A 21,711-nucleotide genomic window follows, 5' to 3' on the forward strand; every position below is an offset into this window, starting at 1 on the left:
CCCCCTCCCCGCCGCCGGTCAGCCGAACACGTCGAGCAGCGCCCCGTCCCGCACCACCGCCTCGCCGTCGAGCGCGATGGTGGTGCCCATGACCGGCAGGTCGAAGTGGCCGGCGGTGTGGCGGCCCGCGAACTCGTTGGCGCCCGTCGAGAACAGGAAGTTCCCGGCGGCCGCCCGCAGCTCGGTGCCGTTCGTGTCGCGCCGGTCGTACAGGGTCAGGGCCTCGTAGCGGGCCCGCCGGTTCATCCCGAAGCCGACATGCGAGACCGCGTAGGCCTCGCGGTCGCCCCAGGCCGCGAGGTAGCGGCGCATCAGCGCCGCGTCGGTGCCCTCGCCCTCGACCGCCGTGACGTAGTCGTCGCGCAGCGTCAGGCGGACCGGCCGCTCGAGGTAGCGCTTGAAGGTCAGGTTCGCGTCGCCGGGCGCGAGCACGAGCGTGCCGTTGACGCAGCCCGCCTTCGGAAAACTCACCACGAGGCCGCCCGGCCAGTGCGCGAGGGTGCCGGGCCTGTCGGTCCAGCCCCAGACGCCGACCGTCGCGGCGCCCGCGAGGTCGACCGCGAGGTCGGTGCCGGCCGCCGAGGTCACGGCCATCCGCGCCGTCCCCCGCAGGCGCCGGGCCGCCGCGCGCACGGCGTGCGCCAGGGCGTCGTCGGGCCCGAGGCGCTCGAGGGCGTCCGGGTGCTCGTTCGAGACCACGAGGATGCGGGCGCCGCTCCCCAGGATCGCGGGCGTCTCGGGGGCGTGCATCAGCCCTTCCAGCGTGCAGTCGACCACGAACCCGGCCGCCTTCAGGGCGCCGACCACCGGGGCGAGGCCCCGGATCGCCTCGCTCGCCCCCGTCGAGCGCACCGGCACCGGGTGGCGCTGCGCCGGCGTCGGCAGGACCAGGTGGAACGGCCGGGCGCCGAGGCGCAGGAGCGCCAGTTCGGCCAGGTGGACGTTGAGCGCCCGCGACTGCGTCTCAGACAGGATCGCGGCCGGATCGCCCGGCCGGACCGCGCAGCGGGAAAACACCGCGCAGAAGGCGTCGATCCACTTCGCCTCGATGCGATCCGCAAGCATGATGCGCTCCTGTCGCCGGGACGGGGCGGACGTTACGGGGCGGGCCGGAATGTGAAAAGGAATATTTTTAAGCTTGCAACAACCCGGGGGAACCGATGAGCGCGGCGGCGGACCGGCGCGATCCCGTCGACGCCGCGAGCCTCAGGCGGGCGCTCGGCGGCTTCCCGACCGGGGTGACCGTGGTGACGGCGCGGGAGGGCGAGCGGGTGGTCGCCATGACGGCGAACTCCTTCGCGTCGGTGTCCCTCGACCCGCCCCTGGTCTCGTGGTGCGCGGCGCTCGCCTCGGCGAGCCACGGGGCCTTCGCGGCGGCGGACGCCTACGCGGTGCACGTCCTCGGGGCCGAGCACAACGACCTCGCGCTGCGCTTCGCCGGCAAGTCCGGCGACAAGTTCGCCGGCATCGCGCACCATCCGGGCCGCACCGGCGCGCCGATCCTCGCCGGGATCGCCCCGGTCTTCGAGTGCCGGGTCTGGGCGCGCTACCCGGGCGGCGACCACACCATCCTGGTCGGCGAGGTGGTGGAGCTCGTCGAGCGGGTGCAGGACCCGCTGCTGTTCCATTCCGGGGTGCTGCGCCGGATGGACCGGGCGAAGCGCCGCCCCGACCTGCCCCACGACGGCTTTGCCCGCAGTTACCTCCCCTACCTGCTGGCGCGGGCGAGCCACGTCGTCTCGGGGGAGTTCCACGGCGAGCTGAAGCGCTTCGGCCTCGGCGTGCCCGAGTGGCGGGTGCTGGCGTGCCTGTCGGAGGCCGAGGGTCTCGGCGTGGTCGAGCTCGCCGGGATGGCGATCATGAAGCAGCCCCGGATCACCAAGATCCTCGACCGGCTCGCCCGCGACGGCCTGATCGACCGCCGCCCCGACCGCCTCGACCGCCGCCGCGCCCTCGTCCACCTCACCGAGGCGGGCCGCGCCAAGGTGGCCCCCGCCCTCGCGGCCGCCCGCGCCCACGAGGCGGCGCTGCTCGCCCCGCTCACCGGCGAGGAGCGGGGGGTGATCAAGCACGCGCTCGACCTCCTGATCGGCCGGGCGGGCGCGCCCGAGGCGGCGGACCCGTGATCCGGCCCGGGCCCGGCGGGGGGCGGGTCCCGCCCCCTCACCCCTCCTCCGGGAACCCCCGCAGGAGGCGCCCGCGCGCGAGCCCCAGGGCCCCGTTGAGCAGGAGCCCCAGCCCCGAGATCGCGATCAGCGGCACGAACATGTCGACGGTCTGGAAGCTGCGGGCGGCGCGGACCAGGAGGTAGCCGAGGCCGTCCGTCGAGGTGATCATCTCGGCGAGGAAGACCACGATGCACGACACGACGAGGCCGATGCGGGCGCCGGTCAGGATCGACGGCAGGGTCGCGGGCAGCACGACGCGCAGGAGCGCCGCCCGGGGCGAGGTGCCGGCCGCGCGGGCGGCCCAGACGAGCTTCGGCTCGACCATGGCGGCGCCCTGGAGCGTGGCGAGCAGGATCGGGAACACCGCGTCGGCGACCACGAGGGCGATCTTCGAGGCGTCGGCGAAGCCCAGCGTCAGGATGAAGGCCGGGTAGAGCGCGACCTTCGGCACCGGGGCGAGCACCCGCACGAGCGGGCGCACCACCGCCAGCACCCCGGGGCTCGCGGCGGCCAGGATCCCGATCCCGACCCCGAGCACCAGGGCGGCGAGGAAGCCGACGGCGAGCCGGGACAGCGTCGCGCCCGCGTGGCCCAGGAACTCGGGGTTGGCGAATTGCGCGAGGCAGCGCGCGAGCACCGTGCCGGGCGCCGGCAGCAGCGCCGGCGGGGCGAGGCCGAGGCTCACGACCGCCTGCCAGATCCCGACCAGCCCGAGGATCGGCAGGAGCCCGAGGGCGCCCTCGCGCAGCCGCGCGCTCACGCGGATGCGCTCACGCGGATCGCTCACGCGGATGCCGGGGCGAGGGCGGGGGGCGGGCCCGCCCAGCCGACGAGGCGGGCGCGGGCGCCCTCGAACAGCACGTCGAGCCCGACCCCGAGGGCACCGATCACCAGGATGATGGCGTAGACGGTCTCGTACTGCGCGAGGTCGAGCGCGTTGAACAGCACCGCGCCGATGCCGGATTGCCGGGCGATCATCTCGCTCGTCGCCATGGTGATGAGCGCCAGCACGATGCCGGTGCGGCAGCCGACCAGGATCTCCGGCAGGGCGGCCGGCAGCACGACGCGGGCGGCCCGGGCCGGGCCCGACAGGCCCATGGCGGCGGCCGACCACAGCATCTTCTCCTCGACCGCCCGGGCGCCCTGGTAGGCGTGGTAGAGCACCGGCAGGCTCACGCCGAGCACGATCACCAGGGTCTTGGCGAGGTCCCCGACCCCGAGCCACAGCATGATGAGCGGCATCAGGGCCGCCTTCGGGACGGGGTAGACCATCATGGTCAGGGGATTGAGGAGCGCCGCGACGGTGCGGCTGCGCCCCATGGCGAGGCCCGCCGGCAGGGCGAGGGCGAGGGCGAGGCAGAACCCCGTCGCCATGCGCCGGAGCGAGGCCAGGAGGTTGCGGGCGAAGTCCGGGTCGGCGACGAGGTCGGGCAGGGCCGCGAGGGTGGCCGGGACCGAGGGCAGGCCGTCGAGGGCGAGGAACCGGCTCGCCACCTCCCAGGCGGCGAGCAGGCCCGCGAGCGCGAGGAGCGGCGGCAGGCCCGCCGGCAGGCGCCTCACGGGCGCCCTCCCGGGCGCGGGCCGTCGCCGTCCTCCAGCATGCCCTCGAGGGCGATGACGTGACGCTGGTAGCGCGGGTTCAGGAGCAGCTCCGCCCGGTGGCGCGGGCGCGGCAGGTCGATGTCGACCACCGCCCGGATGCGGCCGGGCGAGCGGGTCATCACCACGACCCGGTCGGAGAGGAACACCGCCTCGTCGACGCCGTGGGTGACGAACAGCACCGTCTTGCGGTCGCGCTCCCAGAGCGCCAGGAGGTCGTTCTGGAGCCGCGTCCGGGTGTGGGCATCGAGGGCCCCGAAGGGCTCGTCCATCAGCAGGATGGCGGGGTCGTACGCGAGGGTGCGGGCGAGGGCCACCCGCTGCTTCATGCCGCCGGAGAGCTCCTTGGGGTAGAACGCCTCGAACCCCGAGAGGCCGACCTGCGCGACGAGGGCGCGGGCCCGCGCCTCGGCCTCCCGGCGCGGCACGCCCTGCGCGCGCAGGCCGTACGCGACGTTGCCGAGGACGGTCTTCCACGGGAAGAGGGCGAATTCCTGGAACACCGGGCCCCGGTCCGGCCCGGGGCCGGTCACGGGCGCCCCGCCGACCCGCACGGCGCCGGCGGAGGGGGCGACGAAGCCGCCGACGATGTAGAGCAGGGTGGACTTGCCGCAGCCGGACGGCCCCAGGATCGAGACGAACTCCCCCTCCGCCACATCGAGGGCGATCTCCGAGAGGGCGGCGTGGAGCGTGCCGTCGCGGCGGCGGAACGCCTTCGAGAGCCCCTCGATCGCGATCTGGGGCGCCGCCGCCGGGGCGCCGGCGGCCCGGGGGACGGCGAGGGCGCTCACTCGATCGGCGCCGTCACGGCGGGGTCGTGGAACTCCTCGGCGTCGAGCCGGCGCGGCAGGAGGCCGGTCTCCGCGTAGGTGTCGTACATGCGCTGGATCGCCGCGAAGTCCGGCCGGGCGCCGGGATCGCGCGCGAAGTCGTTGTCCTTGAGGAGGTAGGTGTCGAGGACCGCCACCGGGGCCTTCATCACCTCGGAGACCACCTTCAGGGTCTCGGGCCGGTCGGCGAGCGCCATCCTCATGCCGGCGGTGAGGGCCCGCACGTAGGTCCGCACGAGGTTCGGGTTGCGGGCGACGAAGTCCTTCCGACACGCCTCCAGGATGTGGACGATGTCGGGCTGCTGCTCGGACAGCGCGAACAGCCGGCGGATGTCGCCGCGGGCCTCGGCCCGGGCCGCGAAGGGCTGGTTCATCACCGCCGCGTCGACCCGGCCGGAGCGGATCGCGTCCTCGGAGAGCGGGAAGGCGATCTCGACGAGCTTGATGTCCCGGGACGCGTCGAGGCCGCTGCGGCGCAGGAGCAGCGCCATCGGGCCGTAGATGCCCGACCCCAGGGTGTTGATGCCGACCGTCTTGCCCTTGAGGTCGGCGGGGGTCCGGATCGGCGAATCCTTCCGCACCGCCCAGTAGACCGAGAAGCTCCCGGGCTTCTCCGAGACGTGCTGGGCCACGATGTCGGCCTTCAGCCCGCCCTCGACGGCGCCCTGCGCCAGGGCCAGGGGCGACTGGGTGGCGCAGTCGAGGGCGCCGGCGGCCAGCGCCTGGGTCATCGGCGCCGTGCCCTGGAACTGCACCCACTCGATCGTGTAGCGCGTGCCGAGGCCCGGGAAGGCGGCCGGCCGGCGCATCATCCAGTACTTCGCCTCCTCGGCCGGGATGGTCCAGCCGACCCGCAGGGTCGTGGCCTCCTCGGCCCGGGCCGTCGAGAGGCCGGGCACAGGCACCGCTCCGGTGATCAGCACCATTCCGGTGAGGGCCGCCAGGATCGGTCTCACGCGCGCATCCCCCTCGTCTCGACCGGGGCCCCGGCCCCGGGGCCGGACGCTAGCACAAGGGCGCCGCCCCGGGGCCGGACGCCAGCACAAGGGCCCCGCCCCGGGGCCGGACGCTAGCACAGGCGCGCGGGCGGCCAAGCAGGTATTTTATGCATGAAATGTCTGCCGCGTGGGCGGGGACCGCCTCACACCATCACGGGCAGCGCCCGCTGGGCGCCGACCCCGAACACGCGCTTGTAGCGCTCCACCTCCTCCTCCGGCCCGAGCGCCTTCGTGGGGTTGTCGGAGAGCTTCACGGTCGGCCGGCCGTTGGCCGAGATCACCTTGCAGACGATGGAGATCGGGTCGAGGCGGCCGTCCGGCACGAGGCCCCGGAAGTCGTTGGTGAGCAGCGTACCCCAGCCGTAGCCGATGCGCAGGCGGCCGTGGAAGTGGCCGTGAACCCGCTCGATCACGTCGACGTCGAGGCCGTCGGAGAAGATCGCGAGCTTCTCGCGCGGGTTGCAGCCGTTGGCGGTCCACCACGCGATCGCCTCCTCGCCCCCGGCGATCGGCTCCTTCGAGTCGATGCGGATGCCGGTCCAGCCGGCCATCCAGGCGGGTCCCCGCTTCAGGAACCCGGTGGTGCCGTAGGTGTCGGGCAGGATCACCAGGAGGTTGCCGGCGTAGTCCTGCTGCCAGTCGGCGAGCACCGCGTAGGGGGCGGCGGCGAGCTCCGCCTCGGTGTCGGCGAGCGCCGCGTAGACCATGGGCAGCTCGTGCGCGTTGGTGCCCACCGCCTCGATGTCGTGGCGCAGGGCGATGAGGCAGTTCGAGGTGCCGAGGAAGCCGGCGCCCATGCCCTCGATCATCGCCTCGACGCACCAGTCCTGCCACAGGAAGCCGTGCCGGCGCCGGGTGCCGAAATCCGCGATGGAGAGCCCCGGCAGCCTCTTCAGGCGCTCGATCTTCTCCCAGACCCGCGTCATGGCGCGGGCGTAGAGCACCTGCAGCTCGAACTTGCCCATGCCCTTGAGGACGCCGCGGGAGCGCAGCTCGTTGAGGATCGCGAGCGCCGGCACCTCCCACATCGTGGTCTCGATCCAGGGACCGTGGAAGGTGAGGACGTACTGCCCGTCCTGCTTCTCCAGGAGGTAGTCGGGGAAGCGGAAGTTCTCGAGCCAGTCCATGAAGTCCGGCGAGAACATCTGCCGCTGGCCGTAGAAGGTGTTGCCGCGCAGCCAGGTCGACTCGCCGCGCGTGAGCGAGAGCGAGCGGCAATGGTCGAGCTGCTCGCGCAGCTCGCCCGGGTCGATCAGCTCGGCGAGGCGGACGCGCCGCGTGCGGTTCTGGATCCCGAAGGTGACCGAGACGTCCCGGTGGCGGCGAAAGATCGTCTGCGCCATCAGGAGCTTGTAGAAGTCCGTGTCGAGCACGGAGCGGATGATCGGGTCGATCTTCCAGGTGTGGTTGTAGACCCTGGTCGCGAGATCGAGCATCGCCCCTGCCTGACGCGCCGCCGCCCGTCCCGGGCGGCTCACCGGGGCGAGACCCGCACGGTTCCCGGCCCGAAGTCAAGCACGCGGTCGGGGGAGCGGAGGAGCGCCCGGACGGCCGGGCGACGGCGCGCCGGCCGGGGCCGGCCGGGCCCCCCGCGTCCCCGGCCGGGCCGCGAGCGCGGCGCGCCCGCCCGGCGCCGCCCGCCTACCGGGCCCCGAGGTCGACGGCCTTCTTCTCGGTCTTCGGCGACTCGCCCGTCACGGCGGCCTTCACGTAGCCGTAGAGGTGCAGCATGGTCGAGTTCGGGCTGTCCCAGTACTCGCCCTTCTCCGGGTGCACCCGGATCAGCGCCACCTGCGGGTCGTCCTTGCCGCCCGGGAACCAGGTCTTGAGGCTCTCGCTCCACTTGGCGTCGATCTGCGCCTTGTCGCGCACGATCTCGGCGCGGCCGGAGACCGAGACGTAGTTCTGGCTCGACGGATCGGAGTAGGCGAGGTTGACCTGGTTGTCGCGGCTGATCTCGCTCGTCACCGGCGCGTCGGTCTTGACGAAGAACCAGAGGTCGCCGCTCTCGTCCGCCTCCTGGTTCCACATCGGGCGGCTGCGGAGCTGGCCGTCGGAATCGGCCGTGGTCATCATGGCGATCTTCACGTCCTTGATCATCGCGAAGAGCTTCTGCGCGCCCTCGTGGTCGCGGTGGCTGCCCTGGTGCATCGTCGTCGATCTCCCTTGCGGTCCCCCGGACCCTCTCGGTCCTGCGGAAGGCCGGGCGGGCGCCGGGATCGCCCTTCGCGCCGCGGAAAGCTCCGCTCCGCCCGAAACTGCACGACAACGGACGATGCCCGCATTGGTTTCGAGGTCCGGGTTTCGAGGCTCGACGGCTCGCCGGGGCGGCGCCGGCGGCCTATGTGCTGCTGGCGGCGGACCCCGAGCCGCCCCGGGCGGCCCGGGGGCCGCGCCCTGGACGAGGATCCCGGCATGAAGATCAGCGCGCGCAACCAGCTCGACGGCCGGGTCGTGGAGGTCGTGAAGGGCGCCACGACGGCCCATGTCCGCGTCGAGCTCGCGGGCGGGCAGGTCGTGACCGCGTCCATCACGAACGAGGCGGCGGACGAGCTCCAGCTCGCCCCCGGCCGGGCCGTGAAGGCCGTGATCAAGTCGAGCGACGTGATGATCGCGACGGAGTGATCGTCCGGTGCGACCCGACCGGCGCGCCCTGCTCCTCGGCCTCGCGGCCTCCCTCGGCGGGCGCGCCGCCGGCGCCGCGGAGGCGCTGAGCGACGATGCCGGGCGCGCCCTCGGGCCCCTGCCCGGCCGGGTCGCCCGGGTCTTCCCGGCCGGCCCCCCGGCCGCGATCCTGCTCTACACCCTGGCCCCCGACCTGCTGCTCGGCTGGCCGCGGGCGATCCGCCCGGCGGAGCGGCCCTACCTGCTGCCCGGCGCGGCCGACCTCCCGGAGGTCGGGCGCCTGACCGGGCGCGGCAACACCGCCAACCTCGAGGCGGTGCTGGCGCTCAAGCCCGACCTGATCCTCGACGTCGGCGGCACGGGCGAGACCTACCGGTCCCTCGCCGACCGGGTGCAGGCCCAGACCGGCATCCCGTACGCCCTCCTCGACGGGCGCCTCGCGGCGGCGCCCGCGGCCTACCGCAGCCTCGGGCGCATCCTCGGCCGCCCCGACGCCGGCGCGGCCCTCGCGGCCTTCAGCGAGGCGACCCTGGCGACCATCCGCGAGCGCGTGGCGGCGCCCCCGGCGGGCGGGCGCCCCCGGGTCTACCTCGCCCGCGGCCCGCGCGGCCTCGAGACCGCCCGGGAGGGCGCGATCAACGTCGAGACCCTGGCGCTCCTCGGCGCCGTCGACGTGGCGGGGCCGGGCGGGAGCCTGGCGCAGGTCTCGCCCGAGGACGTGGTCGCCTGGGCGCCGGAGGTGATCGTCGCCCTCGATCCGGCCTTCGTGCGGGCGGCCCGGGCGGACCCGCTCTGGCAGGCGGTGCCGGCCGTGCGCGACGGGCGCCTGCACCTGAGCCCCGCCCTGCCCTTCGGCTGGGTCGACGCCCCGCCCTCGGTCAACCGGCTCGCGGGCCTGTGGTGGCTCGGCAAGATCCTGTACCCGGCGCGCTTCCCCGAGGACGTGCGGGCGCTCGCCCGGGACCTGTACGCCCGCCTCTACCACGTGACCCCGGACGAGGCCGGCCTCGACCGCGTGCTCGCGGGGGGCCCGTGAGCGAGGCCGCCGCCGCGGCACCGGCCCGGGCGCGCCGCGGCGGAGCCCTCGGGCCCTGGCTCGCCCTCGCGGCCCTCGGCCTCGCGGTCGCGGTGGCGTTCGGGGTCGGGCGCTACCCGGTCTCGCTCGCGGACGTGGTGCGGGTGCTCGCGGCGCGCCTCACCGCCTCCACGGCGGACGTGGCGCCCGCCGTGGAGGCGGTGGTGCTGCAGGTCCGGGGCCCCCGCATCGCCGCCGCGATCCTGATCGGGGCCGCCCTCTCGGTCGCCGGCACCGCCTTCCAGGGCCTGTTCCGCAACCCCCTGGTCTCGCCCGACATCCTGGGCGCCTCGTCGGGCGCGGCCCTCGGCGCCGTCCTGGGAATCTGGCTCGCCCTCGGGGTGCTGGCCATCGAGGCTCTCGCCTTCGCGGGCGGGCTCGCGGCGGTGGCCTGCGTCTACGCGCTGGGCGCCGCCCTCGCCGGGCGCGACCCGGTGCTGGTGCTGGTGCTCGCCGGCGTGGTGATCGGCTCCCTCCTGGGGGCCGGGGTCGGCCTGATCAAGTACCTGGCCGACCCCTACAACCAGCTCCCCGCCATGACGTTCTGGCTCCTCGGCAGCCTCTCGGCGACGCATCCGGCCGACCTCCTGCCCCTGCTCGGGCCGGTGCTCGCCGGGACCGTCCTGCTCCTCCTGCTGCGCTGGCGCCTCGACGCCCTGTCGCTGCCGGACGAGGAGGCCCGCTCGCTCGGCCTCGCCACGGGCCGGCTCCGCATCGCCGTCGTCGCCGCCGCGACCCTCGTCACCGCGGCGAGCGTGGCGGCGGCCGGCATCGTCGGCTGGGTCGGGCTGGTGGTGCCCCACCTCGCCCGCTTCCTCGTCGGGCCGGGCTTCGGCCGGCTGATCCCGACGGCCGCGCTCCTCGGGGCCGGCACGCTCCTCGTCATCGACACCCTGGCCCGCACCATCGCCCCCGTGGAGGTGCCGCTCGGCATCCTCACCGCCGTCTTCGGCACGCCGGTCTTCCTCTGGCTCCTCGCCCGGGCCGAGCGGGACTGGCAATGACCCTGCTCTCGGCCCGCGGCCTCGCCTTCGGGTATCCGGGCCGGGAGATCGGCCGCGGGGTCGACCTCGACCTCGCGGCCGGCGAGGCCCTGGCCCTGCTCGGACCGAACGGCGGCGGCAAGACCACGCTCCTCAAGACCCTGCTCGGCCTGCTGCCGGCCCGCGCCGGGACGATCCGGGTCGAGGGCCGGCCCCTCGCGGCGCTCTCCGCCCGGGCCCGGGCCCGGGCCATGGCCTACGTGCCCCAGGCCGCCGCCAGCGCCTTCGCGTTCAGCGCCCGGGCCGTGGTGCTGATGGGGCGCACCAGCCGGGCGGGCCTGTTCGCGCCGCCCGGGCGCGCCGACCACGCGGCCGCCGAGGCGGCCCTCGCCCGGATGGGCATCGGGCACCTCGCCGAGCGGCCGGTGACCCGCCTGTCGGGCGGCGAGCGGCAGCTCGTGCTGGTGGCCCGCGCCCTCGCGCAGGAGCCCCGGGTCGTGGTGCTCGACGAGCCGACCGCGAGCCTCGACTTCGGGAACCAGGGCCGGGTGATGCGGGAGATCCTGCGCCTGCGCGCCGACGGGCTCGGCCTCCTGTTCACCACCCACGACCCGAACCAGGCCGCCCGCTACGCCGACCGGGCCCTGCTGCTGCGCGGGGGCACACCCCTGGCCGAGGGGCCGGTGGCCCGCACCCTCGACGCCGCCGCCCTCAGCCGCCTCTACGGCGTGCCGGTCGAGGAGGTGCGCGATCCCGCGAGCGGGGCCCGGGCCTTCCTGCCGGGGTGAGCGCTCCCGCCCCGGCCCGGCCCGCGGCGCGCCCGGGGCGCGCCGTGTGCCTCAGCGCGGATCGGGCGCGAGGGACGAGGCGGTCTTTGCCGCCCGCACGAGCTGGACGAACTCGCCGCGATAGCCGAACGGGTCCTCGCCGCGCGCCGCCGCGGCGATCCGCGCCACGTCGTCGAGGCCGAAGCGCCCGGTGTGGACGCCCCCGCGCAGGATCTCCCCGAAGGCCGCGACCGCGGTCGCGAACCGGGCCTCCTGCGGCGCGTCGGCGAAGCGGGGCACCTCGCGGGAGGCGTCGATCACGGTGTCCATCAGCGTGCTGGCCTCGGCATCCGGCCGCTTGTACCGGAGGGCGACGTGGGCGTAGTCGCGCGAGGTCTCGGCCGGCCCGGCGGATGCGGCCGGCCCGGCGGAGGCCGGCGGCGCCGCGCCGTAGCGCAGGTCGGGGAGCATCCGGGGTCCTCCCGCCGGCACCACCTCGTAGAGCGCCGTCACGGTCTGGCCCGAACCGACCTCGCCCGCGTCGACCTTGTCGTTGACGAAGTCGTCGGGCCGCAGGGCCCGGGTCTCGTAGCCGATCAGCCGGTACTCGGCGACCGTCGCGGGGTTGAACTCGACCTGGATCTTCACGTCCTTGGCGATCGGGATCAGGGTCGAGGTCGCCTCCTCGACCAGCACCTTGCGGGCCTCGCCCAGGGTGTCGATGTAGGCCGCCGCCCCGTTGCCGTTCTGCGCCAGCGCCTGCATCAGCGCGTCGTTGTAGTTGCCCATCCCGAAGCCGAGCACCGACAGGAACACGCCCTTCTCGCGCTCGCGGGCGACGAAGCCCTGGAGCGCGTCGCGGCCCGTGACGCCGAGGTTGAAGTCCCCGTCGGTGGCGAGCACCACGCGGTTGACGGCGTCCCGGTCGAAGCCCTGCTGGGCGAGCGCGTAGGCCTGCCGCAGGCCCTCGCCGCCGGCGGTGCCGCCCCCGGCCGCGAGCCCCTCGATGGCCCCGAGGATCTTCCCGCGCTCGCTGCCCGGCGTCGGCTCGAGCACGGTGCCGGCCCGGCCCGCGTAGGCCACGATGGCGACGCGGTCGCGGGCGTCGAGCTGCGTGAGCAGCATCGCCAGGGACTGCTTGACGAGGGGCAGACGGTTCGGGGCGTCCATGGAGCCCGACGTGTCGACCAGGAAGACGAGGTTCGCCTTCGGCCGCGTCGCGGGCGCGAGGGCGAAGCCCCTGATGCCGATCTGGACGATCTTGCGCCCCTCCGCCCAGGGGCTCGGGAACACCGCGGCGGTGACCCGGAACGGCTCGGCCGCGCTCGCCGGCCCCGGGTAGGCGTACGGGAAGTAGTTGATCAGCTCCTCGGTGCGCACCGCGCCCCGGGGCGGCAGCACGTTGCGGTTGAGGGCGGCGCGCACGACCGCGTAGGAGGCGGTGTCGGCGTCGATCGAGAAGGTCGAGACCGGGGCCTCCCGCACGGCCCGGAAGCCCTGCGGCGCGGCCTCCGGGAAGCGGTCGCGGCCCGTGGGCTCGGGCCGGGCGGGCTCGGCCAGGAGCAGGGGCCGCATGGGCAGGGGCTCGGGCCCCCGCGCCCGCCGGGACGGCGCCACCTCGGCGGCGGAGCGGGCGGCGCTGGGCGCCCGCGCGCCCGAGGACGGCACCGGGACGGGGAGCGGCGCGGGCGCGACGGCGGACGCCCCCTCCGGCGCGGCCGGGGCCGCAGGCTCTGGCGAGGGCGGGGCCTCGGCCGTCGGGCCCGGGGGCGCGCGCTTCGGCGCGGGCTCCGGCGCGGGTGACGTCGGCTCCGGCGTGGGCAGGGTCGGGGCCGGGCGGGCGGCCTCCCGCTCCTGGGTGATCCTCCAGGCGACGGGGGCGACGACGACCGCGAGGGCGGCCGCCGCGAGGGCGAGGCGGGTGCGAGCCATGCTGGGCGTTCTCCGGGACGCGTCGCGGGGAGCGACGCTGCCTGTCCTGGGACGCGGGGCGGGCGCGAAACCTTGGGCGCCGGCCTGCGCGGCGTCGAACCGGGCGAGGGCGGCCGCGAGCGCGCGGGCGCGGGCCTCCTCGGACGGCTCCGGGCCGGCGGGCAGGGGCGGGTGCGGGTCAGGCGCCATGGCGCTCCTCCGGATCGGTCGCGAGGCGGCGGCGCGCCTCGTGCAGGCGCCACGACACCGTGGTCTCGGCCACGCCGAGGGCCTGGCCGGCCTCCGCGTGGGTCAGGCCCTCCCCGACGACGAGCACGACCGTCTCGCGCAGGGCCGGGTCGAGGCGCGCGAGCGCGCTCGCGAGCCAGGTGCGGCGGAACAGGTCGCGCCCGTCCGGCGCCGGCCCGAGCCGGGCCAGAACGGCGAGGCCCTCCTTCAGCCGGGCCAGGGTGGTGCGCCGGCGGTGCAGGTCGCGGCAGGCGTTGAGCACGATGCCGACGAGCCAGGTCGAGACCCTGGCCTCGCCCTTGAAGCTGCCGATCCGCCCGACGAGGGCGCAGCAGACCTCCTGCACCACGTCCTCGGCGTCGTGGCGCGAGCCGGTCATGCGCCAGGCGACGCGGTGCATCCGGTCGTAGTGCCGGCGCAGGAGTGCCTCGAAGGCCGCGCGCTCGCCTGACGCGGCGCGCCGCGCGAGGTCGCCGTCGGGGTCGGGGTCGGTCGCGCGCGCGACCGCACGCGCGGCCGCGGCGGCGGGCGCGGGACCGGCCGGCGGGGGCGGGATCGACCCGGGCGGGTCGCGTGGCGAGGCGCGTGGCGGCATTCCTGTCCCGCATCCGGATCGTCACGGAGCGGCCGTCCGGCCGCCCCTGACCTGAGACGCCGGCGGCGTCGCGATCCTTGGTGGAGGAATCTGGCGGAATCCGCGCCGCCCGCCTGTGCGGAATGATCCGCCGGGCGCGGGGCCGGCGCGCAATCCGGCGCCGCGGGGCCGGCGCGACGCCGCGGGCCGGCGCAACCCTGTGCCGCGTTCCCGGCGGCGGGCGCGGCCCGCCCTGGCGTTTCCCCCGGCGCCGGCTACATGTGGGACAGGCCGGCGGCGCCCGGCTGCGAGGAGTGTAGGGACGTGGCGATCACCCGGGACGACGTGCTGAGGGCGCTGGCGGGCGTCACGGTCGGTGCCGAGGGCACGGCCCTGCCGGCCTCCGGGCGCCTGTCGGAGATCGTGGTCGACCCCTCGGGCCGGGTGATGTTCTCGATCGGCATCGATCCGGCCGAGGCCGCGGCGTTCGAGGCCGTGCGGCAGGCGGCCGAGATCGCGGTCCTGAAGCTGCCCGGCGTCAAGGCCGCCCTCGCCAGCCTCACGGCGGAGCGCGGGCCCGGGCCCGCCCCGGTCCGCCCCCCCGGGCCGGCGGCCGGGGCCCGCCCGGCCGGCCCGCCCGGGGGCGCCCCCCGGCCCGGCCCTGCCCTGCCGGGCGTGCGCCACATCGTGGCGGTGGCGTCCGGCAAGGGCGGCGTCGGCAAGTCGACCACGGCCTGCAACCTCGCCCTCGCCCTGCGCGCGCAGGGCCTGAAGGTCGGCCTCCTCGACGCGGACATCTACGGTCCCTCGGTGCCCAAGCTGTTCGGCCTCGACCAGAAGCCCGAGACCGTCAGCACGCCGCAGGGCCAGCGCATCGTGCCCCTGAACGGCTACGGCCTCGCGGTGATGTCGATCGGCTTCCTGATCGCCGCCGACACCGCCATGATCTGGCGCGGCCCGATGGTGCAGTCGGCCCTGACCCAGCTCCTGCGCGAGGTGGTGTGGGGCGAGCTCGACGTGCTGGTCGTCGACATGCCCCCCGGCACCGGCGACGCGCAGCTCACCCTGGCCCAGGCGACGCCCCTCGCCGGGGCGGTCATCGTCTCGACGCCCCAGGACCTCGCCCTGATCGACGCGCGGCGCGCCGTCACGATGTTCCGGCGGGTCGAGGTGCCGATCCTCGGCGTGGTCGAGAACATGGCGACCTTCGTGTGCCCGCATTGCGGCGGCGCCTCGCACATCTTCGGCCACGGCGGCGCCCGGGCCGAGGCGCAGGCCCTCGGGGTGCCGTTCCTCGGCGAGGTGCCCCTCACCATGGCGATCCGCGAATCCTCCGACGCCGGGCGCCCGGTGGTGGCGACCGACCCGGACGGCCCGCAGGCCGCCGCCTACCGGGCCATCGCGGCCGGGCTCTGGGCGAACCTGACCGGCGCGCCGGCGGGCCGGCAGCCGCCCCGGATCGTGATCGAGTGAGCGCGCCGCCGACCCTCGGGGTGATCCTGGCCGGCGGGCTCTCGCGGCGGATGGGCGGGGGCGACAAGCCGCTCCTGCGCCTGGGCGGCCGCACGCTGCTGGAGCGGGTGGTGGACCGGCTGGGCCCGCAATGCAGCGCCGGCCTGATCCTCAACGCCAACGGCGATCCCGGGCGCTTCAGGGCCTTCACGGGCTTCGTGGTGCCGGACCCGGTGGCGGGCGCGCCGGGGCCCCTCGCGGGGGTGCTGGCGGCCCTCGACTTCTGCGCCGCGCACCACCCGGACGTGCCCTACGTGGCGAGCGCGGCCGGCGACACGCCGTTCCTGCCCGAGGATTTCGTCGCGCGCCTCCACGCGGCGCGCCTGCGCGACGGCGTCGACCTCGCGGTGGCGGCCTCCGGGGGGCAGCTGCACTTCGTCAACGGCCTCTGGTCGGTCGCCCTGCGACACGATTTGCGCGAGGCCCTGGTGGAGCGGGGCCTGCGCCGGGTCGGCATGTGGATCGCCCGCCACCAGGCCGCGGAGGCGGCGTGGGAGACGGTGCCGGTCGACCCGTTCCTGAACCTCAACACGCCCGACGAGTTCTTCGCCGCCGAGCGGCTCGTGGCGGAGGGCGGGCCGGGCCGGCCCATGGCGTGAGCGCCAGGGCCGGGCCCCGCGGGCCGTGCTTCGGCCCGCGGGGGAGATTCAGGCCAAGTTGCAGTTCAGGCCAGATGGCGGCGGCTCGGGCCGCGTGGCGGCGGTTCGGGCCGCGCGGCGGCGGTTCAGGCCGCGGCCACCCGCATGGACACGATGGTGTCGGGATCGCGCACGGGCTCGCCGCGCTTGATCGTGTCGATCACATCCATGCCCTCGGTGACCTTGCCCCAGACGGTGTACTGCTTGTCGAGGAAGCGGGCGTCGCCGAAGCAGATGAAGAACTGCGAGTTCGCCGAGTGCGGGAAGTTGGTGCGGGCCATCGAGCAGGTGCCGCGCACGTGCGGCTCGGCGTTGAACTCGGCCTTCAGGTCCGGCAGGTCGGAGCCGCCGGTGCCGGTGCCGGTCGGGTCGCCGGTCTGGGCCATGAAGCCGTCGATCACGCGGTGGAACGGCACGCCGTCGTAGAAGCCGCGCTCGGAGAGGGTCTTGATGCGCTCGACGTGGCCGGGCGCGAGGTCGGGCCTGAGCGCGATGACCACGCGGCCCTTGCTCGTCTCCATCACGAGGGTGTTGCTGTCGCTCATGGTCGGACTCCTTGGGTCTGTCCGGTGAAGAGGAATCGCAGGGCGATGGGCCGCCCCGCAAGGGCGCCGCCGAGGCCCCCCGTCAGCCGCGCCGGCGTGCAGCGGGCGACGGCGTCGAGGGTCGCGGCGACGAGGCCGGCGCGCTGCCCGGCCGGCACCCGCACGAAGGTGATGCGCGGCGTGCCCTCGAGGCTCCCGTCCCGGCGCAGGCCGAAGCGGGCCGTGATCGCGGCGCCGCGGGCGAGCCCCGCCGGCGGGCGCCAGCAGGCAGCGAGGGCGGGATAGAGCGCCGCCAGGGTGTCGGCCGGCCCGGCCGGCACGTCCCGCACCGGCACCCGCACGGTCGCCCTCAGGGTCGTCGGCAGCGAGAGCACCGAGGGGTTGTCGAAGACGTCGAACTGCGCGGCGGCCGGCGACGCCGCGAGGGCGGCAGGAAGGGCGGCCGCGAGGACCGCCCCGCGGGCGGCCGTGAGGACCGCCGCCCCGCGGGCGGCGGCGCGGGGCCTACTGGCCATCCTGGGCGAGCGTCATCCTGACGACCTTGTCGGGGGCCTGGACCTGGCCGTTCTGGGCGCTCGACCCCTTCTTGATCTTGTCGACCACGTCCATGCCGGAGGTCACCTCGCCCACCACCGTGTACTGGTTGTTGAGGAACGAGGCGTCGCCGAAGCAGATGAAGAACTGCGAGTTCGCCGAGTTCGGGTCCGACGAGCGGGCCATGCCGACGGTGCCGCGCCGGAACGGCGCCTTGGAGAACTCCGCCGGGATGTTCGGCAGGTCGGACTTTCCGGTGCCGGTGCCGGTCGGGTCGCCGGTCTGGGCCATGAAGCCGTCGATCACCCGGTGGAAGACCACCCCGTTGTAGAAGCCGCGCTTCGTCAGCGCCTTGATCTGCTGGACGTGCTTGGGGGCGAGGTCGGGGCGAAGCTGGATGGTGACCCGGCCGTCCTTGGTGTCGAGGTAGACGGTGTTCTGGTCGGGCGCGGCGCCCGCCGGGGCGGCGAAGCCGAACGCCGCGACGGACAGCGCCAGGGCTGCGAGCCAACGGATCATGGATGTCTCCCGAACGAGGACGTGAGGATACGAGGCCGCGTCAGGCGGACGCGGCGGCGAAGCGGGCCGCGAGGCGGTCGGCCACCGCCTCGGGCACGAAGGGCCGCACGTCGCCGCCCATGGCGGCGATCTGCCGGACCAGGGTGGCGGTGATCGGGCGCACGCCCGTGGAGGCCGGCAGGAAGACCGTCTGCACCTCGGGCGCCATGGCGCCGTTCATGCCGGCGAGCTGCATCTCGTAGTCGAGGTCGGTGCCGTCGCGCAGGCCCCGGATGAACAGGCTGGCGCCGTGGCGGCGGGCGGCCGAGACCGCGAGGTCGGCGAAGGTCGCGACCTCGAGGGCGGTGCCGGCCGCGGCCGCGAGCGGGCCGCAGGTGGCGAGGATCAGCTCGGCCCGCTCCTCGGCGGAGAAGAGCGGCGTCTTGCCCGGGTGGACCCCGATGGCGACGACGAGCCGGCCGACGAGGCGACAGGCCTGGCGCACCACGTCGAGGTGGCCGTTGGTCACCGGGTCGAAGGACCCGGCATAGAGCGCGGTGCGGTTCATCGCGGCCCCCCGTAGAGCATTTCGGGCCGGAACGGAACCGGGGCGTCAGCGCGGCACGGCGCCGACCAGGGGCCCGAGGGGGCGGCTGAGGTCCTGGCGGCCGAGGGCCGGCGCGTAGAGGCTCGACACGCTGCCGTCGAGGAACAGGGCGTTCGGGCACGCGAGGCCGTCGCGGAACAGCCGCGCGAAGGCCCCGAAGCTCACCGGCGCCTCAGAGATCGCGAACACCGCCACGTGGCCGTCCGGCCGCACGCCGACGCCGTTGCGGATCTTCTGCGAGGGGCCGTCCTCGGAGATCTTGGGGTGGATGCGGCCGCCGATCACCAGCATCGGGCCCGACTGGGTCGCGAAGTCGGGCCGCGGATGGACCTTGAGGTAGCGGCCCGTGTCCATGACCCCGGCCCGCTCGCCCGCGACGTAGAACACGCCGTTCGGCTTCAGGTGGAAGTTGCCCGGCCCGTTGGCGGTGTTGGCGGATTTCAGCTCGCGGCCGTCCTCGACGTAGAGCCCCACCGGCGCCAGGCCGGCATCGTACATGCCGGCGTTCATCGCGAAGGTCAGGCCGGTGCCCTGCTGGCTCGCGAGGCGCGACAGCGAGCCGTAGGGCAGGCCGTCGGGGCCGCGCCAGAACAGCTTGATCCGGGCGCGCCGCAGGTCGACCGTGCAGGCGACGTAGCGCTCCCCCTCGTGGACGACCGGCCGGCACGGGCCGTTGGCCGCCGGCGCCGCCGCTCCGGCACGACCCCCGGCGAGCAGGAGGGCCGCGCCCAGGACGCCGCCGCGCAGGAACGCCCGGCGCAGGAACGCCCGGCGCAGGAGGCCGCGGCGCAAGAGACCCGCCTGCAAGAGACCCGCCTGCAAGAGACCCCCGCGCAGGAGGCTCCCCCGCAGGAAGCTCCCCCGCAGGAGAGCCGCACCCGGGCCCCGTCCCATCCCCATCATGGTCGATCCCCCGTCCGCCGCCGCCTCGTACTGGTCCGGGGACGCGGTATAATCCGATCGTGACGTTTTGCAGCACGAACCGAACGGAAGGTTCGGGCGTTCTCGTCGCCTGGGGGATCTCTAGTCTCTGCCAGGGAGATCGAACATGAAACGGGTGGTGTTCGCGTCCGCGGCGCTCGCCGGGGCGCTGATGGTGCTGCCGGCGACGGCCGAGGCGCGGGGCGGGTTCGGCGGCGGTGGGTTCCGGGGCGGCGGCTTCGGCGGCTTCCACGGCGGCGGCTTCCGCGGCGGCTTCGGCGGCGGCGGCTTTGGCGGCGGCTTCCGTGGCGGCGCACTCGGCTACCGGGGCGGCTTCGGCGGCTTCCGCTCGGCCGGCTTCGGCGGCTGGCGCGGCGGCTACGGCGGCTGGCGCGGGGGATACGGCTACGGCCGCGGTTTCGGCTACGGCGCGGCCGGGCTGGGGCTCGGCCTCGGGCTCGGCCTCGCGGCGGCCTCGACCTACCCCTATTACGGCGGCTACGGCGGCTATTACGGCGGCTACGCCCCGGTCGGCTACTACGGCGGCGGCTACGGTTACGGCGGCGGCTACGGCTACGGCGACGGCGGCTGCTACGAGGTCCCGCGGGTGCGCTGGACGCCCTACGGCTACCGCCGCGTCCTCGTGACCCGCTGCTACTGAGGATTGGGCCGCGAGGCCAGGCAAGGGGCCGCCGGCGACGGCGGCCCTTTTTTCGTGCCCGGGCCCTCGCGGCCGGCGCGCCGCGGGCGGGGTGGCGTCAGGGCCGGCGGCGCCCGGCCTCCTCCCGCCGCATCGGCATCGCGTCGATGGTGGAGAGGAGCCGCCCGGCGGTGAGCGGCTCGGCGGAGACGAGCTTCGCGCCCCCGTCCTTGCCCACCAGCACGGCCCGGAAGCCCGCGGGCGGCAGGCCGAGCCGGCGGCGCAGGGCGGCGGCCTCCGCCCCCGCCCCGACCGCCTCCAGCACCACGAGGTCGCGCTCCCGGGCCTCGGCCCGCGCGGCCGCGAGGATGCGGCGCTGCGCGGCGAGGTGCGGGTCGTCGGGCGCCGCCGCCACCACCAGCACCCGCGCGCTCCAGCGGTAGCGGTCGAGGCGCGATTCCGCGCCGGCCGGCAGCGCCGGCCCGGCGGCGGCGAGCAGGGCGGCGGCCATCAGCGTCGGCAGGGGCATGGCTGCGTGTCTCCGTGGGCGCGGGGTGTCGGGGCGCGGGGTATCGGGGCCCGGGGTGTCGTGCCTGGGGCGCGGGCCGCCTCGTCCGGCTCCGGGACGGCAGGCATCTGGGGCGGGCCGCGGCGAGATCCACCGCGGCGTTGACGGATGCAGCGTCGCGGCCCAAGTCGGTGGGGCCGGAGCCGGTCGCGGGCTCCGCCCGGCCGGCGCGCGTCCAGGCGGGCATGAAGCCCGTCAGGCGGGCACGGGCCCGTCCCGGCCGGCACCGCCCGCCACCGTCTCACAGGGAGATCCCCGCATGTCCGACGTGAACCGCCGCATCGTCCTGGCGTCCCGCCCGCATGGGGAGCCCACGCCGGGACATTTCCGGGTCGAGCGCGGGGCGGTGCCGGTGCCGCGCGACGGCGAGGTGCTGCTGCGCAACCGCTACCTCTCCCTCGATCCCTACATGCGCGGGCGCATGAGCGCGGCGAAGTCCTACGCCAAGCCCGTCGAGATCAACGACGTCATGGTCGGCGCCACGGTCGCCGAGGTGGCGGCGTCCCGCAACCCGGACTTCGCCGTCGGCGACACGGTCCTGGCCTACGGCGGCTGGCAGGACTTCTCGGTCTCGAACGGCCAGGGCCTGCGCAGGCTCGATCCCGCCGCCGCGCCCGTCACGACGTCGCTCGGCGTGCTCGGCATGCCCGGCATGACGGCGTATACGGGCCTCCTGACCATCGGGGCGCCCAAGCCCGGCGAGACCGTGGTGGTGGCCGCCGCCACGGGGCCGGTGGGCTCCCTCGTCGGCCAGATCGCGAAGCTCAAGGGCGCCCGCGCGGTCGGCATCGCGGGCGGGGCCGACAAGTGCCGCTTCCTCACCGAGGAGCTCGGCTTCGACGCGGCGGTCGACCACCGGAGCGCCGACCTGCCGGCGGCGCTCGCCGCCGCCTGCCCGGACGGCATCGACGTCTATTTCGAGAACGTCGGCGGCGCGGTGTTCGACGCGGTGCTGCCCCTCCTCAACGACTTCGCCCGCGTGCCCGTCTGCGGCCTCGTCGCTCACTACAACATGACGGAGCTGCCCCCCGGCCCCGACCGCATCCCGGCCCTGATGCGCGCCACCCTGAGCCGGCGCCTGACCCTGCGGGGCTTCATCGTCTGGGACTTCGCCGAGCAGGAGCCCGCCTTCCTGCGCGACGTCTCGGGCTGGCTGCGCGAGGGCCGCATCCGCTACCGCGAGGACGTGGTCGAGGGCCTGGAGAGCGCGCCCGAGGCCTTCATCGGCCTGCTCAAGGGCCGCAACTTCGGCAAGCTCGTGGTGAAGCTCTGAGAGCCGCGGGCCGCCCGTCGGCGCCGCGCCCCTACCGGCGCCGCGCCCGCGCGGCCCGGGCGCCGGCCGTGAGCCCCGGGACGCCGGAGCGCCGCCGCCGCCGCCTTGCGCCCGGCTACGAACAAATGTAGAACATCATCGGACCCGCTCCGGCTTGTGTTTAGCGGGCACAGGCGGCCCCGAAGCCTTGCCGGTG

At 75.5% G+C, this 21,711-nt stretch carries 24 protein-coding genes; 9 read left to right on the forward strand and 15 right to left on the reverse strand.

Going from position 1 to position 21,711, the window contains the following annotated elements; genetic code table 11:
* Nucleotides 1-18: 18 nt before the first annotated feature.
* Nucleotides 19-1,065 carry a 2,5-dihydroxypyridine 5,6-dioxygenase NicX family protein gene (locus DT057_RS06830; protein WP_128561328.1) on the reverse strand — a complete coding sequence of 349 codons (1,047 nt, stop codon included), beginning with the start codon at nt 1,063-1,065 and terminating at the stop codon, nt 19-21.
* Between the two features lie 95 nt (nt 1,066-1,160).
* On the opposite strand from DT057_RS06830, the gene DT057_RS06835 reads away from it, so the two are divergent.
* Nucleotides 1,161-2,126 (forward strand): flavin reductase, encoded by a 966-nt coding sequence (locus DT057_RS06835; RefSeq protein ID WP_128561329.1) that lies wholly within the window; start codon nt 1,161-1,163, stop codon nt 2,124-2,126.
* Between the two features lie 37 nt (nt 2,127-2,163).
* Here DT057_RS06835 and DT057_RS06840 read toward each other — a convergent pair whose 3' ends face one another.
* From DT057_RS06840 to DT057_RS06865, 6 genes are all read right to left on the reverse strand, one after another.
* Entirely contained in the window at nt 2,164-2,928 is a 765-nt protein-coding gene (locus DT057_RS06840) for an ABC transporter permease (RefSeq protein ID WP_128561373.1), read from the reverse strand.
* 23 nt (nt 2,929-2,951) lie between these two features.
* Nucleotides 2,952-3,728 carry an ABC transporter permease gene (locus tag DT057_RS06845; protein ID WP_128561330.1) on the reverse strand — a complete coding sequence of 259 codons (777 nt, stop codon included), beginning with the start codon at nt 3,726-3,728 and terminating at the stop codon, nt 2,952-2,954.
* Nucleotides 3,725-4,558, reverse strand: a complete 834-nt coding sequence (locus DT057_RS06850; protein ID WP_128561331.1) for an ABC transporter ATP-binding protein — start codon at nt 4,556-4,558, stop codon at nt 3,725-3,727. The genes DT057_RS06845 and DT057_RS06850 overlap by 4 nt, the downstream gene beginning before the upstream one ends.
* Nucleotides 4,555-5,523, reverse strand: coding sequence for an ABC transporter substrate-binding protein (locus DT057_RS06855; protein ID WP_128561374.1), 969 nt, complete (start codon nt 5,521-5,523; stop codon nt 4,555-4,557). Before DT057_RS06855 ends, DT057_RS06850 begins: the two co-directional genes overlap by 4 nt.
* A gap of 215 nt (nt 5,524-5,738) precedes the next feature.
* Entirely contained in the window at nt 5,739-7,031 is a 1,293-nt protein-coding gene (locus tag DT057_RS06860) for a nicotinate phosphoribosyltransferase (RefSeq protein ID WP_128561332.1), read from the reverse strand.
* A gap of 205 nt (nt 7,032-7,236) precedes the next feature.
* Nucleotides 7,237-7,746, reverse strand: a complete 510-nt coding sequence (locus DT057_RS06865) for a pyridoxamine 5'-phosphate oxidase family protein (RefSeq protein ID WP_128561333.1) — start codon at nt 7,744-7,746, stop codon at nt 7,237-7,239.
* Between the two features lie 264 nt (nt 7,747-8,010).
* Here DT057_RS06865 and DT057_RS06870 point away from each other — a divergent pair, with 264 nt between their 5' ends.
* Genes DT057_RS06870 through DT057_RS06885 form a run of 4 tightly spaced genes read left to right on the forward strand, consistent with a single transcriptional unit; the run spans nt 8,011 to nt 11,066 of the window.
* Nucleotides 8,011-8,220, forward strand: a complete 210-nt coding sequence (locus DT057_RS06870) for a TOBE domain-containing protein (protein ID WP_128561334.1) — start codon at nt 8,011-8,013, stop codon at nt 8,218-8,220.
* A 7-nt stretch (nt 8,221-8,227) separates the two neighbouring features.
* Nucleotides 8,228-9,256, forward strand: a complete 1,029-nt coding sequence (locus tag DT057_RS06875; RefSeq protein ID WP_128561335.1) for an iron ABC transporter substrate-binding protein — start codon at nt 8,228-8,230, stop codon at nt 9,254-9,256.
* A complete protein-coding gene (locus DT057_RS06880; protein ID WP_128561336.1) occupies nt 9,253-10,299 on the forward strand; it encodes a FecCD family ABC transporter permease in 1,047 nt (348 codons plus the stop codon). The genes DT057_RS06875 and DT057_RS06880 overlap by 4 nt, the downstream gene beginning before the upstream one ends.
* Nucleotides 10,296-11,066, forward strand: coding sequence for an ABC transporter ATP-binding protein (locus DT057_RS06885; protein ID WP_128561337.1), 771 nt, complete (start codon nt 10,296-10,298; stop codon nt 11,064-11,066). Before DT057_RS06880 ends, DT057_RS06885 begins: the two co-directional genes overlap by 4 nt.
* Nucleotides 11,067-11,117: 51 nt before the next feature.
* Here DT057_RS06885 and DT057_RS06890 read toward each other — a convergent pair whose 3' ends face one another.
* Together DT057_RS06890 and DT057_RS06895 are read right to left on the reverse strand one after the other, a co-directional pair.
* Nucleotides 11,118-12,977: a vWA domain-containing protein gene (locus DT057_RS06890; protein ID WP_128561338.1), complete on the reverse strand. Its 1,860-nt coding sequence runs from the start codon at nt 12,975-12,977 to the stop codon at nt 11,118-11,120.
* A 178-nt stretch (nt 12,978-13,155) separates the two neighbouring features.
* A complete protein-coding gene (locus DT057_RS06895) occupies nt 13,156-13,800 on the reverse strand; it encodes an RNA polymerase sigma factor (RefSeq protein ID WP_128561339.1) in 645 nt (214 codons plus the stop codon).
* Nucleotides 13,801-14,103: 303 nt separating this feature from the next.
* On the opposite strand from DT057_RS06895, the gene DT057_RS06900 reads away from it, so the two are divergent.
* Nucleotides 14,104-15,252, forward strand: coding sequence for an Mrp/NBP35 family ATP-binding protein (locus DT057_RS06900; RefSeq protein WP_128561340.1), 1,149 nt, complete (start codon nt 14,104-14,106; stop codon nt 15,250-15,252).
* On the forward strand, nt 15,249-15,890 hold the full coding sequence (gene mobA, locus DT057_RS06905; RefSeq protein ID WP_128561341.1) for a molybdenum cofactor guanylyltransferase MobA: 642 nt from the start codon (nt 15,249-15,251) through the stop codon (nt 15,888-15,890). Before DT057_RS06900 ends, mobA begins: the two co-directional genes overlap by 4 nt.
* A gap of 125 nt (nt 15,891-16,015) precedes the next feature.
* Here mobA and DT057_RS06910 read toward each other — a convergent pair whose 3' ends face one another.
* Genes DT057_RS06910 through DT057_RS06930 form a run of 5 tightly spaced genes read right to left on the reverse strand, consistent with a single transcriptional unit; the run spans nt 16,016 to nt 18,860 of the window.
* On the reverse strand, nt 16,016-16,474 hold the full coding sequence (locus DT057_RS06910; protein WP_128561342.1) for a peptidylprolyl isomerase: 459 nt from the start codon (nt 16,472-16,474) through the stop codon (nt 16,016-16,018).
* Nucleotides 16,471-16,989 (reverse strand): hypothetical protein, encoded by a 519-nt coding sequence (locus tag DT057_RS06915; RefSeq protein ID WP_238313745.1) that lies wholly within the window; start codon nt 16,987-16,989, stop codon nt 16,471-16,473. Before DT057_RS06915 ends, DT057_RS06910 begins: the two co-directional genes overlap by 4 nt.
* On the reverse strand, nt 16,979-17,527 hold the full coding sequence (locus DT057_RS06920; RefSeq protein WP_128561343.1) for a peptidylprolyl isomerase: 549 nt from the start codon (nt 17,525-17,527) through the stop codon (nt 16,979-16,981). The genes DT057_RS06915 and DT057_RS06920 overlap by 11 nt, the downstream gene beginning before the upstream one ends.
* 40 nt (nt 17,528-17,567) lie before the next feature.
* Complete coding sequence (gene coaD / locus DT057_RS06925) at nt 17,568-18,074, reverse strand: pantetheine-phosphate adenylyltransferase (protein ID WP_128561344.1); 507 nt, start codon at nt 18,072-18,074, stop codon at nt 17,568-17,570.
* Nucleotides 18,075-18,119: 45 nt separating this feature from the next.
* Nucleotides 18,120-18,860, reverse strand: a complete 741-nt coding sequence (locus DT057_RS06930) for a phosphodiester glycosidase family protein (RefSeq protein WP_128561376.1) — start codon at nt 18,858-18,860, stop codon at nt 18,120-18,122.
* A 301-nt stretch (nt 18,861-19,161) separates the two neighbouring features.
* Here DT057_RS06930 and DT057_RS06935 point away from each other — a divergent pair, with 301 nt between their 5' ends.
* Nucleotides 19,162-19,695, forward strand: coding sequence for a hypothetical protein (locus DT057_RS06935; RefSeq protein WP_128561345.1), 534 nt, complete (start codon nt 19,162-19,164; stop codon nt 19,693-19,695).
* Between the two features lie 97 nt (nt 19,696-19,792).
* Here the strand turns inward: DT057_RS06935 and DT057_RS06940 are convergent, their stop codons facing one another.
* On the reverse strand, nt 19,793-20,203 hold the full coding sequence (locus DT057_RS06940) for a DUF4174 domain-containing protein (RefSeq protein ID WP_128561346.1): 411 nt from the start codon (nt 20,201-20,203) through the stop codon (nt 19,793-19,795).
* Between the two features lie 298 nt (nt 20,204-20,501).
* On the opposite strand from DT057_RS06940, the gene DT057_RS06945 reads away from it, so the two are divergent.
* A complete protein-coding gene (locus DT057_RS06945) occupies nt 20,502-21,515 on the forward strand; it encodes an NADP-dependent oxidoreductase (RefSeq protein ID WP_128561347.1) in 1,014 nt (337 codons plus the stop codon).
* The last annotated feature ends 196 nt before the right edge of the window (nt 21,516-21,711 follow it).

The organism is Methylobacterium crusticola (genome assembly GCF_003574465.1).
Lineage (GTDB): Bacteria > Pseudomonadota > Alphaproteobacteria > Rhizobiales > Beijerinckiaceae > Methylobacterium > Methylobacterium crusticola.